The sequence below is a fragment of the Actinomadura sp. NAK00032 genome (assembly GCF_013364275.1).
Classification (GTDB): Bacteria; Actinomycetota; Actinomycetes; order Streptosporangiales; family Streptosporangiaceae; genus Spirillospora.
On record NZ_CP054932.1, the window covers coordinates 5,976,750 to 5,994,216 of the forward strand.

The following is a 17,467-nucleotide window of genomic DNA, read 5'->3' on the forward strand; positions in this document are numbered from 1 at the left end:
CCAAGGGACGAGCTCCGCTCGGCTGACCGTCCTCCAGCCCCACCTCACCCTGCGACGCGGCCCCGGTATCCCTCCCCGGAACCGGGGCCCGCGCATGTCCGGTCCGCTGGAATACTCGACGGTATGAGCGGGGTGCTGATCGGCCGGGCGGCGGAACTCGCGGAGCTGACCGCCGCGCTGGAGCGGGCGGCCGCGGGCAGCGCCGGCGTGGTGCTGGTCAGCGGCGACGCCGGCGTGGGCAAGACGCACCTGGTGTCCGCGCTGGTGCGGGCGGCGCGGGCCGACGGCTGCGCCGTGCTCGTCGGGCAGTGCGCGGAGCTCGGCGAGAGCATGCCGTACCTGCCGCTCGCGGACGCGCTGTGGACGGCCGCGCAGCCCGGCACGCCGGAGTCCGAGCAGCTCCGCGCGGCGCTCGACGCCCGGCCGGTGCTGCGGAGCCTGATGCCGGACGGCGACGGCGACCCCGGCGCGGCGTCGGAGCTCGGCCAGCAGCGGCTGTTCGGCGCGGTGCTCGGGCTGCTCGGCGAGCTGGGGCGGGAGCGGCCCGTGCTGCTCGTCCTCGAAGACCTGCACTGGGCCGACCGGTCCACCCGGCACCTGCTGACGTTCCTCAGCCGGGTGCTGCAGCGCGAGCGGGTCTGCCTCGTCGGCACCTACCGGTCGGACGACCTGCACCGGCGGCATCCGCTGCGCCCGGTGGTGGCGGAGCTGCTGCGGCTGCCGAACGTGACCGGGATCGAGGTGCCGCCGTTCGGCCCGGGCGAGACCGCCGCGTACCTGGCCGAGCTGTCGCGCGGGGCGGCGCCGGTGACCGCGGAGGTCGTCGACCGGGTCCACCGGCGCTCGGAGGGCAACCCGTTCTACGCGGGCGAGCTGTACTCGGCCGGCCCGGACCTGCGGGACGCGGCGGCCGAGCTGCCGTCCGGTCTCGCCGACCTGCTGCTGTCGCGGGTGGAGCGGCTGTCGGAGGCCGGGCAGCGGGTCGTGCGGGTCGCGGCGGTGGCGGGCCGGCGGGTCGACGACGAGCTGGTGCGGCGGGTGTCCGGGCTGGACGAGGCGGCGGCCGGCGAGGCGCTGCGCGAGGTCGTGTCGCACCAGCTGCTCGTCCCGTCCGGGACGGGGTACACCTTCCGGCACGCGCTGCTGCGCGAGGCCGTCTACGCCGACCTGCTGCCGGGCGAGCGGACCCGGCTGCACGCCGACTTCGCCCGCCTCCTGGCCGGCCTCCCGGACGGGACGCGCGGCTCGGCGGCGGAGCTGGCCCACCACAGCCTCGCCGCGCACGACCTGCCCGCCGCGTTCGCCGCCTCGGTCCGGGCGGGCCGGGAGGCCGACCGGCTCGGCGCGCCCGCCGAGGCGTTCGAGCACTACGAGCGGGCGCTGGAGCTGTGGGAGGCCGTCCCCGCCCCGCGCGAGGCCGCCGGCACCGACCGGGTCCGGCTGTCGCTGGCCGCGGCGCAGGCGTCCGCGCGGGCCGGCGAGGTGCGGCGCGCGGCGCACCGGCTGCGCCGGCTCCTGGACGCCGCCGACCCGGCGGACGCCGCGCTCGGCTCGGTGATCCGCGAGCACCTGGCGGCGTTCATGCTCGACCTCGACGAGCTGGAGGAGGGGCGGGTGATGGCGCGGGAGGCGGTGCGGATGGCGCCCGCCGACCCGCCGAGCGCCGATCTGGCCTGGGCCCTGGCCACCTACGCCCGGACGCTGCTCTACCTGGACCCGGACGGCGAGATGCCGGCCATGGCGGAGAAGGCCGCCGCGTACGCGCGGGAGGCCGGCACGCCCGGCGCCGAGGCCGCCCTGCTGGTCACGCTCGGTCTCTACCGGGAGTCGCGCGAGGCCGACAGCGGCGTCGCCGAGCTGTTCGCGCGGGCCCGCGACCTCGCCGACGCCGCCGGCGACAGCCCGCAGGCGGCGCTGCGCGCCAGGTTCCAGTACGCCCGCTCGAAGTTCGACCGCGGCGACCTCGCGGGCGCCGCGGCGGCGACCGACGAGGGCGTCCGGGTCGCGCTGGACAGCGGCGTCGAATGGAGCATGTTCGGCAGCGCCCTGCGGACGCTGCGGTACCTCGTCCGCTACACCACCGGGGACTGGGCGGAGGCGAGCCGGATCGCGGCCGGCTTCCCGCTCCAGGTCGTCCGGCCGCACGAGGCGCAGGTGTCGGCGTACGCGCTGTTCGTCGAGGTCGCGCGGGGGCTGCCCGTCGTCGACGAGCGGCTGCGCTGGATCGCACCGCAGTGGCACGAGGACCAGCTGGCCAACTACATCGCGCGCGGCCTCGCCGCCGAGCACGCCCTGTGGCGCGACGACCCGCAGGCCGTCCTCGCCCATGTCGACGCCATCTCGGACACGCTCTACGGCGACGGCTCGCCGTTCATCCGCATCGCCGCGACGGGGCTGTGGGCGCACGCCGAACTGGCGGCGCGGGCCCGCGCCGCCGGCGACGCCGAGGGCGTCCGGCGGGCGGCGGAGGCCGCCGACGAACTGCTGCGGCGGGCGCGGCGGGCCGCCGCGTTCACCGAGGAGGGCGAGCCCCGGCACTGGCTCGGGTTCGAGGGCCGGGCGTGGGTGGCCCGCGCCGAGGCCGAGCGCCGCCGGCTGGACGGCGTCCACGACGCCGGGCTGTGGCGCGAGTCCGTCGACCTGTTCACCTACGGCGACCCGGACGGCGGCTTCGTCTACGAGGTGGCGCGCTCCCGCTGGCGGCTGGCGGAGGCGCTGGCCGAGAACGGCGACCGGGAGGCCGCGGCGGCGCAGTGGCGCAAGGCCGTCGCGACCGCCGAGCGCCTGGAGGCGCGGCCGCTGCTCGGGGTGCTGCGCGACCTCGGCGCCCGCGCCCGGCTGGACCCGGGCCGCCCGGCGGCCGCGGCGGCCGGGCCGCTCGCCGCCCTCACCGCCCGCGAGCGCGAGGTCCTGACGCTCGTCGCCGAGGGGCGCAACAACCGGGAGATCGCGGCGGCGCTGTTCATCTCGCCGAAGACCGCGAGCGTGCACGTCTCCAACATCCTCGCGAAGCTGGACGTCACGAGCCGCACGCAGGCCGCCGCCGTCGCCCACCGCGAAGGACTGTGACCCTGTTCGCACGGTGCGCCCGGATTCACGCGATCTTGCACCGCATTGACGGTGCCGGTAATCTGCTTTTCGTGACTGCCGGGTCGGCCATTGGCCACGAGCGAGTGAGGTTCCCGGCCTCCGAGTGAGGCCGGCGCGGGCACGCGGCCCGCCCTCCGCTCTTCGCGTTCTCTCTTCTTCCTCCGCACGCGCGTCGCGTGCGGTCAACGGGCATGCCCGTGCCTTCGGCATGCCTTTCTTTCACCATTCTTCCAGCCATGGCGCATGGCGTTTCCAAGGCCGATTCGCCATGCCCGAAAACAGTTCAGGAGACACATGGATTTCAACAGGCAGGTCATCGAGGAGTTCCGTGCCAACGGCGGCAGGGTCGGCGGGATGTTCGAGAACGGGCGGCTGCTCCTGCTGACCACCACCGGGGCCCGGTCGGGCCTGCGGCGCACGACACCGCTCGGCTACCTGCCGGACGAGGGCGGCCGCGTCCTCGTCATCGCCTCGGCCGGGGGCGCGCCCGAGGACCCGGCGTGGTTCCGCAACCTGGTCGCGAACCCGCGCGTCACGGTCGAGAGCGGCGCCTTCACCTACGAGGCGGACGCCGTCGTCCTGGCGGGGGCCGAGCGCGACGCCGCGTTCGCGCGGGCCGTCGGGTCCGACCCCGGCTGGGGCGAGTACGAGGCGAAGTCGGGGCGGACGCTGCCCGTCGTCGCCCTCGTCCCGCTGGCCGCCGGGCCGCCCGGCGGGCCCGCGACGCCGAGCGCGATGCTCATCGCGGTGCACGACGCGTTCCGGCGGGAGCTGCGGCTCATCCGCGGGGAGGTCGCCGCCTCCGGGGCGGCCGGTGTCGGGGCGCAGCTGCGGATCAACTGCCTGACCCTGTGCGAGGGCCTCGGCAACCACCACATGGGCGAGGACCAGCAGATGTTCCCGCTCGTGGCGCGGCGGCATCCGGAGCTCGCGCCGGTGCTGGCGCGGCTGGGCGGCGAGCACGAGGCGATCAAGGGACTGCTGGCGGAGCTGCGCCGCGCCCTCGACGGCGGCGACCCGGCGACGCTCCTCGCCGAGGTCGAGCGGCTCACCGCCGCGCTGGAGGCGCACCTCGACCGGGAGGAGGAGCAGCTCGTGCCGGTGCTCGACGCGATCGGCCTCTAGGGCGGGCGGCCCGCGCGCCGGCTAGAGCAGGCCGCGGCCGGGGATCAGCGGCAGGTCGAGCGCGGTGAGCAGGCCGGGGGGCGCCGCGACGACGGCGGGGACGGCGTTGACGAGCCGCATCGCGGTCGCCTTCAGCCCGGCGGTGTTGTGGTCGCCGTCCGTGCCGAGCAGCCGCAGGTCGACGGTGTAGTTCGGCTCGCCGCGGACCTCGACCCGGTAGCAGCCGGCGCCGGACGGCTGCGGCCAGTCCGGGGCGAGGTCGTCGCGGAGCCGGGTGACGTGCTCCAGGACGACGACGGCGTCGCCGCCGCGCATGCCGCGCACCTCGAAGCGCAGCGCGGCGGCGGTGCCCTTCGCGATCGTCCCGGCGGAGACGTCGAACGCGTCGGGGGCGGGCAGCCGGGTGTGGCTCTCGGCGATCCCGTCCAGCTCGACGCCGAGGCCGGCGGCCAGCTGCCGGACCACGCTCCCCCACGCCATCGTCAGGACGCCGGGCTGGAGCAGCATCGGCGTCTCGTCCAGGGAGCGGCCGAAGCCCATGATGTCGAACAGGACCGTGCCCTGGTCGTAGGTGGCGTAGTTGAGGATCTCCATGCAGCGGACCTGGTCGATGCGCTCGCTGATGCCGGTGACGGCGAGCGGCAGCACGTCGTTGGCGAAGCCGGGGTCGATGCCGTTGACGAAGATCGAGGCGTTGCCCGCGGCGGCGGCCGCCCGCACCGGGTCGGACATCTCGGGCGGGACGACGCCGTCCGGGAACTGCAGGAACACCGGGCCGCTGGACACGACGTTGACGCCGGCGCGCAGGATGCGGCACAGGTCGTCGATCGCCTCCATCAGCCGGACGTCCGCCATCGAGGTGTAGACGACGCAGTCGGGGCGCAGGGCGAGCAGCGCGCCGGCGTCGCCGGTCGCGGTCACGCCGAGGTCGCGGCCGAGGCCCGCCAGCTCGCCCGCGTCCCGGCCCGCCTTCGCGGGCGTGGACGTCCAGACGCCCGCGAGTTCGAGGTCGGGGCGGGCGTCGATGCCGGCGATGGCGTGCCGGCCGACGTTGCCGGTGCTCCAGAGGACGACGCGGTGGGTCACAGGTCCTCCAGGTGGAGATCGAGGTTCGGGGTGTCGATGCCGCCGTCCACGCGCAGCAGGCTGCCGGTGACGTAGGCGGAGGCGGGCGAGGCGAGGTAGAGGGCGGCGGCGGCCACGTCCTCGGGGTCGCCGACGCGGCGCAGTGGGGTCATGCGCTCCATCTCGGCGCGCAGCCCGTCGTCGGTCATGACGATGTCGAGCGCGGACGTCGCGACGGACCCGACGGCGATCGCGTTGACGCGCACGCGCGGGGCCAGGTCGAACGCGGCGAGCCGGGTGTAGTGGGCGAGCGCGGCCTTGGCGCTGCCGTAGGCGAGGTAGCCGCGGCCGGCGATGCGCCCGACGGCGGAGGAGATGTTGACGACGCTGCCGCCCTCGGACTCCAGGAGGTGCGGGACGGCGGCGCGGGTCAGCGCGTGCGCGGTGGCGACGTTGAAGCGGAACGCCTTCTCCAGGTGCCGGGGCTTGGTGTCCATGAAGGGGGCGGGCATGGCGCCGCCCATGTTGTTCACCACGATGTCGAGGCGGCCGAACTCCGCGGCGGCGCGTCCGGCGAGGCCGGCGGCGGTCTCGGGGTCGCTGAGGTCGGCCGGGACGATCAGCGCGCGGCGGCCGGCCGCCTCGATCTCCGCGGCGACCTCGCGGAGCTGCTCCTCGGTCCGGGCGGAGATCGCCACGTCGGCGCCGGCCTGGGCGAGCGCGACCGCGGTGGCCGCGCCGATGCCGCGGCCCGCGCCGGTGACGACCGCGGCCCGGCCGTCGATGCGGAACCTGTCACCGATCACCGGCGTCACCTCCGGGCCGTCGCGTCACTGCGGGCACAGCCTACGCAGGAAGTAGAACGTGTTTCAATACGTGGTCGGTGCGGCGGTCCGGTGACGGGCGCGTGCCGGCGGCCGGTAGATCTTCACGGGTCAGTCGTTATTTCCGGTACTAGGCGCCCGCCGCCGCCTTTGCCATTCTTTTCCGCAGAGCGCGCCGACGGCGGGCCCGGGCGGAAGGAATTTCTGGCGTGGACAAGGGGTACGAGCTTTACTGCCTCGCGGACGAGGTGTTCTACGACGCTCCCCCGGTCACCCGGAAAACCGATTTCGACATCGCCCACCGCCCCCTTCCGGAAGGCTGGGAGCAGGTCTTCGGCGACGAATGGGTCGTTTACGTCCCGCCCGTTCAGCGCACTCCGGCGCAGGGCTGGAAAGTCCATGTGAGCGGCTGCGCGGAAAGCGCCGGGGACGTCCTGTCCCGGACGTGGGAGTACTGCGTCGGGGCCGGCGTCGAGTTCAAGCACCTGCGCGGCCCGGCGACGCTGCGGACGCGGAACGCCAAGTACGCGCCGCGCGGCGCCAGCGGGAAGCTCGTCACGGTCTACCCCGAGGACGAGCGCGAACTGGAGCGCGTGCTGACCGGTCTCGGCGCTCTGGTGGACGGCCTGCCCGGCCCGTACATCCTCAGTGACCTGCGCATCGGCGCCGGCCCCCTGCACGTGCGGTACGGCGGGTTCGCCGAGCGCCGGTGCCTGGACGAGCAGGGCAGGCTCGTGCCCGCGCTGGAGAACGGCGCCGGCGAGCTGGTGCCCGACCGGCGCGAGCCCGTGTTCACCGTCCCCGCATGGGTGCGCCCGCCCGGCTGCCTCGAACCGCATCTCAAGGCGCGCGGCGCCACCACGACGACCGGCCTTCCGTACCGCATCGAGAAGGCGCTGCATTTCTCCAACGGCGGCGGCGTCTACCAGGCGGTCGACACCCGCAGCGGCGCGAAGGTCGTGCTGAAGGAAGGGCGCCCGCACGCCGGGCTCGCCGCCGACGGGGCCGACGCGGTCACGCGGCTGGAACGCGAACGCGACGTCCTCCGGAAACTCGGCGGAATCGACGGCGTGCCCGCCGCGCTCGACTGGTTCGCGCTCGGCGAGCACCATTTCCTCGTCCAGGAGTTCATCGAGGGGCGCACGCTCAACACGTTCTTCGCCGAACGGCATCCGATGCTCGATCCCGACCCGGACCCCGCCCGGACCGCCGAGTACACGGCGTGGGCGCTGCGCGTCCACGCGGGGGTGGAACGCGTGCTGACCGCGATCCACGAGCGCGGCGTCGCGTTCAACGACCTGCACATGTTCAACGTGATGGTCCGCCCGGACGACTCGGTCGCGCTGATCGACTTCGAGACGGCGGCGCCCGCGGCCGCCGGCGGCCGGCAGACCCTCGCCAACCCGGCGTTCCTCGCCCCGCCGGACCGGCGCGGCACCGCCGTCGACCGGTACGGCCTGGCGTGCCTGCGGCTCGCCCTGTTCGTCCCGCTGACCACGCTGTTCGTCATCGACCGGGGCAAGGCGCGGCAGCTGGCCGACCTGATCGCCGAGAACTTCCCGGTGCCGCGCGCGTGGCTGGACGAGGCGGTCGCGGAGATCGCGCGGGACGCCGAGCCCGCGCCGGCGCCCGCGTTCGTCCCGGACGCGCCCGGCTGGGGCCGCACCCGGGAGGCCCTGTCGCGGGCCGTCCTGGCGAGCGCCACCCCCGGCCGGTCCGACCGGCTGTTCCCGGGCGACGTGGAGCAGTTCTCCGGTGCGTCCCTCGGGCTGGCGCACGGCGCCGCCGGAGTCCTTTACGCCCTCGACGCCACGGGCGCGGGCCGCCACCCGGCGCACGAGGAATGGCTGGCCGAGCGCGCCGCCGATCCCAGGCGCGGCACCGGGCTCGGCCTGTACGACGGGCTGATGGGCGCCGCCCACGTGCTGGCCCGCCTCGGCCGCGCGGACGCCGCGCGCGCCGCCGCCGACCACTGCCTGAACGAGAGGTGGGAGCGGCTCGGCGACGACCTCTACGGAGGGCTGCCCGGGTTCGCGCTCGTCCTGGACGATCTGGCCGCCGCGACCGGCGACACGGCCCTGCGCGACGCCGCCCGCCGCGCGCTCGCGATCGTCGCGGAACGGGCACCGGACGGGCCGAGCGCCCGGCCCGGCCTCATGCACGGCGGAGCGGGCGCGGCGCTGATGCTCGTCCGGGCGTACGAGCGCACGGGCGACGCCGGGCTGCTGGACCTCGCCGCCGCCGCGCTGCGCCGCGACCTCGCCGCCTGCGTCACCGACCGCAACGGCGCGCTGCACGTCGACCAGGGCAGCCGGGTGCTGCCCTACCTCGGGCGCGGCAGCGTCGGCATCGGCCTCGTCCTGGACGAGTACCTCGCGCACCGCCCGGACGAGGAGTTCGAGACGGCCCGGCGCGCCGTCCGGATCGCCGCGATGTCGCGCTACTACGCGCAGCCGAGCCTGTTCAGCGGGCGCGCCGGGATGCTGCTCTACCTGGCCCGGCACGACCGCGACGACCCGCGCGTGGCGGGGCACGTCCGCGACCTGGCCTGGCACGCGCTCCCCTACGGCGGCGGCCTGGCGATGCCCGGCGAGCACATGTACCGGCTGTCGATGGACCTGGCGACCGGGACCGCCGGCGTGCTGCTCGCGCTCGGCGCGGCCCTGCACGGCGCCCCGGCCGGGCTGCCGTTCTTCGGGACGGCCCACCGACCCCTCGCGGGAACCCCCGCGGTGGCCACCTCTACCCAGCCCGAAAGGAGGTGAAGACATGGCGCTTCTCGACCTTCAGGGAATGGTGAGCGAGAACGGCGGTGGCGGCGGTAACAGCAGCCTCAGCCTGCTCTGCCACAGCTCGCACAGCGTGACCATCTGCCTGTGACGGCGGCCGGCGGCCACGGACCCCCTCCTTCGGGGGGCCGTGGCCGCCCTCGGCATGGAGGCGACCATGAGCGCATCCCCCGGCCCGGACCGGCTGCTGCTGCGCGCCGCCGGGCGCGCCCGCGGCTGGACGGCGCTCGTCGCGGCGGCGGCGCTGGCGGACGCGGCGGCGGCGCTGCTGCTGCCGTTCGCGCTGGCCCGCGCCATCGACGCGGTCCCGCCCGGCGGTTCCCCCGCGGCCGCCGCGCTGTGGCCGTGCGCCGCGCTCGTCGCCGTGTCGGCCGCCGCCGAGGTGCTGTCGGAGCTGGCGGCCGGGAGCGCCGCCGCCCGCGCGACGGCCTGGATCCGGCACGCCCTCGTCCGGCACCTCCTCGCCGTCGGGCCGGCGCTGCGCATCCCGCCGGGCGACGTGGCGGGACGGGCGGTCGGCGGCGCCGCCGAGGCGGGGGTCGCGCCCGCCGCCGCGCCCGAGGCCGCCGCCGGGCTGCTGCCCGCCGCCGGGGCGCTCGCCGCGCTCGCCCTCATCGACTGGCGCCTCGCGGCGGCGGTCGGCGCCGCGCTGCCGGCGGTGGCGCTGCTGATGCGGGCGTTCGTCCGCGACATCACCGCGTCCGCGACCCGCTACCTGGCCGTGCAGGGCACGATCGCGGGCCGCCTCGCCGAGGCGCTCGGCGGCGCCCGCACCATCGCCGCCGCGGGCACCGCCGGGCGGGAGGCGGCGCGCGTCCTGGCCCCCCTTCCCCGGCTCCGCGCGGAGGGCGAGACGATGTGGCGCGTCCAGGGCGGGGTCGCCGCGCGGGGCCTGCTGGCGCTGCTGCTGCTCCAGGTCGCGGCGGTCGGCGCCGCCGGGGCGGAGCTGGCGGCGGGCCGCATCACGCCGGGCGAGCTGGTCGCGGCCGTCCAGTACGCGGGGCTCGCCGCCGGGTTCGGGCCCGTCCTCACCCAGGTGCTGCGGCTCGCCCGCGCCCGCGCCGGCGCGCGCCGCGCCGCCGAGGTCCTCGCGCTGCCCGCGCCCGCGCACGGCCCGGAGTGCGCGCCGCCCGGCCCCGGCCGCCTGGAGTTTCGCGGCGTCACCGCGCGCGGCGCGCTGGACGGCCTGGACCTGACCGTCCCCGGCGGCCGGGCGGTGGCCGTCGTCGGCCGCGCCGGCTCCGGCCTCGCCGCGCTCGCCGGGCGCCTCGCCGACCCCGACCGGGGCAAGGTCCTGCTGGACGGCACGCCGCTGCCACGCCTCAGCCGGGCGGCGCTGCGCCGCGAGATCGGCTACGCGTTCGCCCGCCCCGCGCTGTTCGGCGCGACGGTCGGGGACGCGCTCGCGTTCGGCCCGTCCCGCCCCCCGGACGCGCGGCTGCGCGAAGCCGCGCGGGCCGCCCGCGCCGACGGCTTCATCCGCCGCCTGCCCGCCGGCTACGCCACGCCCCTCGCGGACGCGCCGATGTCGGGCGGCGAGCTGCAGCGGATGGGCCTCGCGCGCGCGTTCGCGCACGCGGGCCGCGTCCTCGTCCTGGACGACGCCACCTCCAGCCTCGACACCGTCACCGAAGTGGAGATCACCGACGCCGTGCTGACCCGCTTCGCCGGCCGCACCCGCCTGATCATCGCGCAGCGCGCGTCCACCGCCGCCCGCGCCGACCTCGTCGCCTGGCTGGACGGCGGCCGCCTCCGCGCGCTCGCCCCCCACGCCGACCTCTGGCACGACCCCGACTACCGCGCCGTCTTCACCGTCCCCGAGGAGTCGCCGTGAACGGCAGGCGGGAGGCGGCGCGGGTCCTGCGGGCGACGGTCGGGGAGGTGCTCCGGGCGCGGCGGCGGGCGGTGGCGCGGGCGTGCGCGTGGTCGGTGGTCGAGGTGGCGCCGACGGCGCTGTTCGGGCTGGCCGTCGGCGAGGCGGTCGACGCGTTCCGGACGGGCCGGACGCGCGACGCCCTGGTGTGGCTCGGCGCGCTCGCGGCGGCGGCCTGCGCGGGGGCGGTCGGGAGCCGGCGGCTGTACCCGGCGCTGGCGGCGATCGTGGAGCCGTTCCGCGACGACCTGGTGCGGCGGGTCGCGGACGGCGCGCTGCACCGGTCGCTGCGGGGGCGGCCCGACACCGGGGCGGTGGCGCGGCTCACTCATCAAGTGGAGATCGTCCGGGACACGTTCGGCGGGCTGCTCGTCGTGGCGCGCGGGTTCGTGTTCTCGGTGGGCGCGGCGCTGCTGGGGCTGCTGGCGATGATGCCGGAGGTGGTGCTCCTGGTCTTGCCGCCGCTGGTGCTGGGGCTGGTCCTGTTCGGGGCGGTGTTCGGGGCGGCGGCCGTCCGGCAGCGGGCGCTCGTGGTCGGCGAGGAGGACATCGCCGAGCGGACGGCGGCGCTGGCCGAGGGGCTGCGGGACGCCGTGGCCTGCGGCGGCGAGGAGGCGCTGGAGGCGGAGCTGGGCGCCGCGGTGGAGGCGCAGGCGGCGGCCGGGCGCGCGGTGGCGCGGTTCGCGGCGCTGCGGGCGGTGTCCCTGGCGGTGAGCGGGTGGCTGCCGCTGCTGCTCGTCCTGGCGGCGGCGCCGTGGCTGATGCGGCGCGGCGCCACGCCGGGGACGGTCATCGGCGCGCTGACGTACGTCCTGCACGGGCTTCAGCCCGCGCTGCGGACGCTCGTGCAGGGCATGGGCGGCAGCGGGCTGCGGCTGGCGGTGACGCTCGGGCGCATCCTGGAGACCAGCGCGCCGGAGGCGGTGGAGCCGCCGCGCGCCGCCGCCGTCGCGGGGGCGCCGGCGGTGGAGCTGCGCGGGGTGACGTTCGCCTACGGGGCCGGGGCGCGGCCGGTGATCGAGGGCCTCGACCTCGTCGTGCCGCAGGGGGACCATCTGGCGGTGGTGGGGCCGAGCGGGATCGGGAAGTCGACGCTGGCGGCGCTCATCGCGGGCCTCGTCGCGCCCGGCGAGGGCGAGGTGCTCGTGGCGGGGCGGGCGGCCGGCGATCCGGCCGGGCGGGTGCTGATCCCGCAGGAGGCGTACGTGTTCAGCGGCTCCCTGCACGACAACCTCGCCTACTACGCGCCGGAGGCCGGGCCGGAGGAGGTCGCCCGGGCGGTGGACGCGCTCGGCGCGGCGGAGCTCGTCCGGGACCTCGGCGGCCTCGGCGCGCGGCTGGAGCCGGGCGCGCTGGCCGACGCGGAGCGGCAGCTCATCGCGCTGTGCCGGGCCTACCTGGCGCCGCAGCCGCTCGTCATCCTGGACGAGGCCGCCTACCGGCTGGACGCCGCCGCCGAGGCACGGGCGGAGGAGGCGTTCGCGCGGCGCGGCGGCACACTGGTCGTCATCGCCCACCGGATCAGTTCCGCCGTGCGCGCGCGCCGCGTCCTCGTCCTGGACGGGACCCGCCCGTACCTCGGCCGGCACGCCGACCTGCCCGCCGTGTGCCCGCTCTACCGGGACCTCATCGGGCGGTGGGAGGCGGGCTCACAGCCATCCGGCCTCCTCGGCGATCCGGATGGCGTGCACCCGGTTCTGCGCGCCGACCTTGCGGTTGATGCGGGACAGGTGGTTGCGGACGGTGCCGATCGTCAGGACGAGGTCCTCGGCGATCTGCGCCGCGGAGGCGCCGCGTGAGGCGAGGGCGAGGACCTCGACCTCGCGCGCGGTGAGCGGGCTCTGCGCCGAGCCCAGTTCGGTGAAGGCCATGTCGGGGTCGATGACGCGGGCGCCCGCCGCGGCCCGCCGGATCGCGTCCATCAGGTCGCCGGGCGAGGTGCTCTTCAGCACCAGGCCGGACGCCCGCGCCGCCACCGCGCGCCGCAGGTCACCGGTGCGGCGGCGGCCGGCCAGCAGGACGGTGCTGCACTCGGGGACGGCCTCGCGGAGCGCGCGGGCCGCGGTGAAGCCGTCCAGTCCGGGGAGCCCGACGTCGATCAGCGCGACGTCGGGCCGCTGACTGCGCGCGGTGCACAGGACCTGGTCGCCGCAGCCGATCGCGGCGACGACGTCGAGGTCCCTCACCCCTTCGAACATCGCGACCAGCCCGCCGCGGAGGAGGGGTGCCCCCTCGGCGAGAAGTATCCGAATCATTTTCGTCTCCATTGGCCAGCCACCCACAGTGGCCCTGGAAAACCGTCATTACTGAACGCCATTCGAAGTCGCCGCGCACGGAGGGGGTCGTGCGGGTAATCGGGGTATTCGGACAGCGCGAAAAACAGGTCCCATCGAGTCACCTTGACGGAAGGCGGCGGAGATCTAACCGAGTGGAGTCAACACTATTCACGGCGTCATTGTAAAGAAGCGGATAGGGCATGCCACGGTGGTGTATTCCGCGAAATCTCCGGCGCACACCTGATCAGTGGAGGAAGTCGAACTCCACGCCGGCGCCGGCGGCGCGGGCCGCGCGGTAGGCCGTCCAGCTCAGCGCGAGGTCCTGCCAGGGCAGCCCGACCGGCGCGTACACGGTGACCTCGCCGCGCCGCACCCGGCCGGGCACCTGGCCGCGCAGCAGGTCGCGGAGCGTCCCGGCGGCGTGCTTGACGTCGAGGCCCGCGCCGGCGAGCACGCCCATCTCGACCGCGAGCGGGACGTCGTCGACGACGACCCGCGCGCCCTCCAGCAGGTCGGCGCCCAGCTCGGCCTTGCCCGGCTCGTCGGCGCCGAGCGAGGTGAGGTGGGTGCCGCGCGCCACGTCGGCGGCGTGCAGGAGGGGGCGGCGCGCCCAGGTCGCCATGACGACGATCCCGGCGTCCCGGACGGCGTCGCGCGGGTCGGCGGCGACGCCCGCCGGGACGCCGAGGAGCGCGCCGTGCCGCTCGGCGAAGGCGGCGGCGCGGCCGGCGTCCAGGTCGCACACGGTCAGGCCGCTCACCGCCCGCAGCTCCGCCAGGCCGCGCATGACCAGCTCGGCCTGCGCTCCCGCGCCGATGACCGCGACGGCGCCGGCGTCCGGGCGGGCCAGCGCGTGGGTGCCGAGCGCGGCGGCGAGGCCGGTGCGCCACGCGGTCACGGTGGCCGAGTCCAGCTGCGCCAGCAGCTCGCCCGTGCCGAGGTCGTGCAGGCAGACGACGCCGCGCAGCGCGGGGCGGCTGCCGGGGAACTTGGCGTTGACCTTCACCGTGTAGGCGGGGATGTCCTCGACCACGCCGGGCAGCAGCGCCGTCGCGGTGCCCTGGCCCGGCAGCTTGGCGACCGTGCGGTGCGCGGCCGTCCCGTCCGCCTCGGCGGTGAAGCCGCGGCGCAGGGCGTCGAGGCACGTGGCGGGGTCGAGCAGCGCCTCAAGGTCGGAACGGGTCAAAAGGAGCGTCACCGGACCATCTTCCCGTCCGCACCTCCGCGTGGCTACCCGGTGGGGACGTTGTAGGCCATGAGGGCGGCGGTGCCGCCGGTCACCCGCAGCTCGGTGACGGCGCAGTTGCGGACCTGCGGGAACACCGTGCGGTAAGCGGAGGGCGCGATGCCGAGCAACCCGCACAGGGTCAGCCGCAGCAGCGTGTTGTGGGTCACCACGAGGACCCGGTCGCCCGAGTGCCGGGCGGCGATGCGGCGCAGCACGGCCGTCCCGCGCTCGACGGCCTTGCGCGGGTCCTCGGCTCCCGGGAACGCGCCGCGCACCGGGTCGGCGCGGAAGGCCGCCACCTCCGCCGGCGCCAGCTCGGCCAGGGTGCGGCCCTCGGCGGCGCCGAAGTCCACCTCGGCCAGGTCGCCGTCTATCGTGAGCGTCCGCCCGAGGGCGGCCGCCGCCGGGGCCGCCGTCGCCCGCGCCCGGCGCAGCGGCGAGGCCCACACCACGTCCACGCCCGCCCCTGCCGCCCACCGGCCGAGCCGCTCGGCCTGCTCCCGTCCCGTCCCGGTGAGCCCGACGTCGCTGACGCCCGCGTACCGGTTCTCCGCGTGCCACTCGGTCTCGCCGTGCCGGACGAGGTACAAGGTGGTGCTCACGCTCTTCTCCCCCATGCTCTCCCCCATGTGCGCTACCCGTGCTCCCGTGCGTGGGCGGCCGCCTCGGAGGGTAGCCAGCCGCGGCGCTCCAGTTCGTCCACCAGCTTCCGGAACGGCACGGCGAACCGCTCGGCCATGCCGGGCCGCGGCTCGACGACCGTCCGGATCCGCACCATCGACTCGGCGACCTCCGCCGGCGAGCGCCCCGGCTCGGTGCCGTAGGCGGCCAGGACGGCCATGCCGAGCGCGGCGTCGGCGTGCTCGGGGATCCGGGCCGGGCGGCCGAGGACGTCCGCGCGCAGCCGGCTCCAGTAGTCGCTGCGCACCGCGCCGCCGGTGAAGGTCACCGGCCCCTCGACGGCGGCGCCGAGCCCCCGCACGTAGGCCAGCGCCAGCCGCTCGACCAGCGCGACGCCCTGCAGGAGGGCCGCGTGCCGGTCGCCCTCGTCGCGGGGCGTGCCGAGCATGAAGCCCTCCGCCTGCGGCGCGAGGAACGGGAACCGCTCGCCGGGCGAGACCAGCGGGTAGGCGACCGCGCTCGACGGCTCGTGGCGGGCGGCCAGGGCGTCCAGCCGGGGCAGGTTCGCGACGCCGGCGAGGACGCCGCCGCCCACGCTGGACGCGCCGCCCGGCAGCCAGGCCCCGTCCGGCGCCCGGTGGCTGTACATGACCCCGGCCGGGTCGCGGACGGGCGCGTCCGACACGCCCTTGAGGACCAGGGTGGTGCCGAGCACCGAGTTCCACCGGCCGACGCGCAGCGCGCCCGAGCCGAGCTGCGCGGCGCACCCGTCGGTCATGCCCGCGACCACCGGCGTGCCCGCCGCCAGCCCGGTCTCCGCGGCGGCCCGCGCCCCGACCTCGCCGAGGACCGTCCCGGGCCGGACGACCTCGGGGAACAGGGCGGCGGGCAGCCCGAGCCGGTCGTGCAGGCCGCGCGGCCACCGCTCGCCGAGGAGGTCGTAGCCGGTCTTGAGGGCGTGGCTGGAGTCGGTGGCCACCGGCGTCCCGACCAGCCGGGAGGTGACCAGGTCGGCCTGGTGGGCAAGGCGGGCGCCGGCCAGGCCGCCGGGCCGGTCGCGCGCCAGCCACAGCACCTTCGCCAGCGCCCAGGACGGCTGGATGCGGTGCCCGAGCCGCTCCCACAGCTCCGCCCCGGCCTCCTGCGCGATCCGCGCCTCGGCGGACGCCCGCGCGTCGTCGTACATGAGGCCGTCGGTCAGCGGCCGCCCGTCCCGGTCGGTGAGGAGCACGGTGCCGGAGGTGGAGCACACCGCCACGCCCCGCACCGCCTCCGGGGCGCGGTCGCGCAGCGCCTCCCGGACGGCCAGGACGACGGCCGCCCACCAGTCGGCGGGCCACTGCTCGTGCCGCGCGCCGTCGCGCCGTCCGGACAGGGGGGCCGACCCGCGGCCCGCCACCCGGCCGTCGGCGGTGACGGCGAGCGCCCGCACCCCCTGGGTTCCGACGTCCACGCCGACCCACACCGGTCCGGACGCGCCAGTTCGCACAGCACTCCCCCTACTTTTATCGTTCTAGGATGTTAACTTATAGCGCCAGAGCATCGTAACAACCCCTTGTTATCGCTCTGACGGGCACATGCGGACGCCATGACGGGGTTGACGTGGCGGGTTCCGGTGCGACAAGCTCGATCGACCTGAGCTGATGGTTGTTAAGATCACGGGCCTTGATATCGCCCGTGCGGGTGGCGGATCGCCGGTCCCCGGCGGGCGGTCGCGAGAGGATCGCAGCATGACGAAGGAGACCAACGGCCGGCGCGGGCCGGACGCGCGCCGCCAGGCCATCGCCGACCATGTGCTGTCCGCGGGCTCGGTCACCGCCGGGGACCTGGCCGAGCGGTTCGGCGTGAGCCTCATGACGATCCACCGCGACCTCGACGACCTGGAGCGGCAGGGCATCGTCCGCAAGTACCGGGGCGGCGTCACCGCGCAGCCCTCCGGGGTGTTCGAGAGCAACGTCGCCTACCGCATGAAGTCGATGCGGCCCGCCAAGGACGCCATCGCCGCCAAGGCCGCCGAACTGGTGGAGCCCGGCATGGCGGTGATGCTCGACGACTCCACCACCACCCTGGCGCTGGCGCGCCGGCTGGGCGGCATCACGCCGCTGACGGTCGTCACCAACTTCCTGGAGACCACCAACCTGCTGGCCCGCGAGCGCGGCATCCGGCTGATGGCGCTCGGCGGGGAGTACGACTCGCTGCACGACTCCTTCCTCGGCGTCCCCTGCGTGGACGCCGTGACCTCGCTCCACGTCGACCTGTGCTTCGTGTCGACCTCCGCCGTCTCCGGCGGGTTCGCCTACCACCAGGAGCAGCACATCGTGTCGGTCAAGCGGGCCATGCTCGACGCCGCCGCGCGCAACGTCCTGCTCGTCGACCACTCCAAGCTCGGCCGGGTGGCCCTGCACCGGGTGGCGCCGCTGTCGGCGTTCGAGCGCGTCATCGTCGACGACGGCGCGAGCGGCGAGGTCCTGCGCGACCTGGACGAGCACAAGGTCGCCTACGAGGTGGCCGCCACCTGACAGCCCGGGCCCCGCGCCCGCCCACCCGAGACCCCCGACGGGAGACGCCCCCAATGA

Annotated in this window: 12 protein-coding genes and 1 pseudogene; 7 read left to right on the plus strand and 6 right to left on the minus strand. The window is 76.4% G+C overall.

The genetic code is table 11. From position 1 onward, the window contains the following. Positions 1-123 precede the first annotated feature (123 nt). Both HUT06_RS45315 and HUT06_RS27735 read left to right on the plus strand, forming a co-directional pair. Complete coding sequence (locus tag HUT06_RS45315; RefSeq protein ID WP_176198397.1) at positions 124-3,069, plus strand: helix-turn-helix transcriptional regulator; 2,946 nt, start codon at positions 124-126, stop codon at positions 3,067-3,069. A gap of 315 nt (positions 3,070-3,384) precedes the next feature. Beyond that, positions 3,385-4,215: a nitroreductase/quinone reductase family protein gene (locus HUT06_RS27735; protein WP_176198398.1), complete on the plus strand. Its 831-nt coding sequence runs from the start codon at positions 3,385-3,387 to the stop codon at positions 4,213-4,215. 21 nt (positions 4,216-4,236) lie between these two features. Here the strand turns inward: HUT06_RS27735 and HUT06_RS27740 are convergent, their stop codons facing one another. Together HUT06_RS27740 and HUT06_RS27745 are read right to left on the minus strand one after the other, a co-directional pair. Beyond that, positions 4,237-5,301, minus strand: a complete 1,065-nt coding sequence (locus HUT06_RS27740) for a diacylglycerol kinase (RefSeq protein ID WP_176198399.1) — start codon at positions 5,299-5,301, stop codon at positions 4,237-4,239. Next, positions 5,298-6,086 carry an SDR family oxidoreductase gene (locus HUT06_RS27745; protein WP_176198400.1) on the minus strand — a complete coding sequence of 263 codons (789 nt, stop codon included), beginning with the start codon at positions 6,084-6,086 and terminating at the stop codon, positions 5,298-5,300. The genes HUT06_RS27740 and HUT06_RS27745 overlap by 4 nt, the downstream gene beginning before the upstream one ends. Before the next feature lie 227 nt (positions 6,087-6,313). On the opposite strand from HUT06_RS27745, the gene lanKC reads away from it, so the two are divergent. From lanKC to HUT06_RS27765, 4 genes are all read left to right on the plus strand, one after another. Further along, positions 6,314-8,869, plus strand: a complete 2,556-nt coding sequence (lanKC, locus tag HUT06_RS27750; RefSeq protein WP_176198401.1) for a class III lanthionine synthetase LanKC — start codon at positions 6,314-6,316, stop codon at positions 8,867-8,869. A 4-nt stretch (positions 8,870-8,873) separates the two neighbouring features. Beyond that, positions 8,874-8,984 (plus strand): SapB/AmfS family lanthipeptide, encoded by a 111-nt coding sequence (locus HUT06_RS27755; RefSeq protein ID WP_131732834.1) that lies wholly within the window; start codon positions 8,874-8,876, stop codon positions 8,982-8,984. Between the two features lie 66 nt (positions 8,985-9,050). Further along, positions 9,051-10,727 carry an ABC transporter ATP-binding protein gene (locus tag HUT06_RS27760; protein ID WP_217711488.1) on the plus strand — a complete coding sequence of 559 codons (1,677 nt, stop codon included), beginning with the start codon at positions 9,051-9,053 and terminating at the stop codon, positions 10,725-10,727. Continuing rightward, positions 10,724-12,565 carry an ABC transporter ATP-binding protein gene (locus HUT06_RS27765; protein WP_254715418.1) on the plus strand — a complete coding sequence of 614 codons (1,842 nt, stop codon included), beginning with the start codon at positions 10,724-10,726 and terminating at the stop codon, positions 12,563-12,565. The genes HUT06_RS27760 and HUT06_RS27765 overlap by 4 nt, the downstream gene beginning before the upstream one ends. Here the strand turns inward: HUT06_RS27765 and HUT06_RS27770 are convergent. The 4 genes and pseudogenes from HUT06_RS27770 to HUT06_RS27785 all read right to left on the minus strand — a co-directional run. Then, positions 12,497-13,033 (minus strand): annotated as a pseudogene (locus tag HUT06_RS27770) (DNA-binding response regulator); the annotation flags it as partial. The gene HUT06_RS27765 and the pseudogene HUT06_RS27770 overlap by 69 nt on opposite strands. 253 nt (positions 13,034-13,286) lie before the next feature. Continuing rightward, positions 13,287-14,240, minus strand: a complete 954-nt coding sequence (locus HUT06_RS27775) for an ornithine cyclodeaminase family protein (protein ID WP_176198403.1) — start codon at positions 14,238-14,240, stop codon at positions 13,287-13,289. Positions 14,241-14,272: 32 nt separating this feature from the next. Next, positions 14,273-14,872, minus strand: coding sequence for a histidine phosphatase family protein (locus HUT06_RS27780; protein WP_176198404.1), 600 nt, complete (start codon positions 14,870-14,872; stop codon positions 14,273-14,275). Between the two features lie 32 nt (positions 14,873-14,904). Then, the gene (locus HUT06_RS27785; RefSeq protein ID WP_254715419.1) at positions 14,905-16,344 is read right to left on the minus strand and encodes an FGGY-family carbohydrate kinase; all 1,440 of its coding nucleotides are present in this window, start codon (positions 16,342-16,344) and stop codon (positions 14,905-14,907) included. Positions 16,345-16,621: 277 nt separating this feature from the next. Between HUT06_RS27785 and HUT06_RS27790 the strand changes: the two genes are divergently transcribed. Continuing rightward, positions 16,622-17,410 carry a DeoR/GlpR family DNA-binding transcription regulator gene (locus HUT06_RS27790; RefSeq protein ID WP_176198406.1) on the plus strand — a complete coding sequence of 263 codons (789 nt, stop codon included), beginning with the start codon at positions 16,622-16,624 and terminating at the stop codon, positions 17,408-17,410. Positions 17,411-17,467 lie beyond the last annotated feature (57 nt).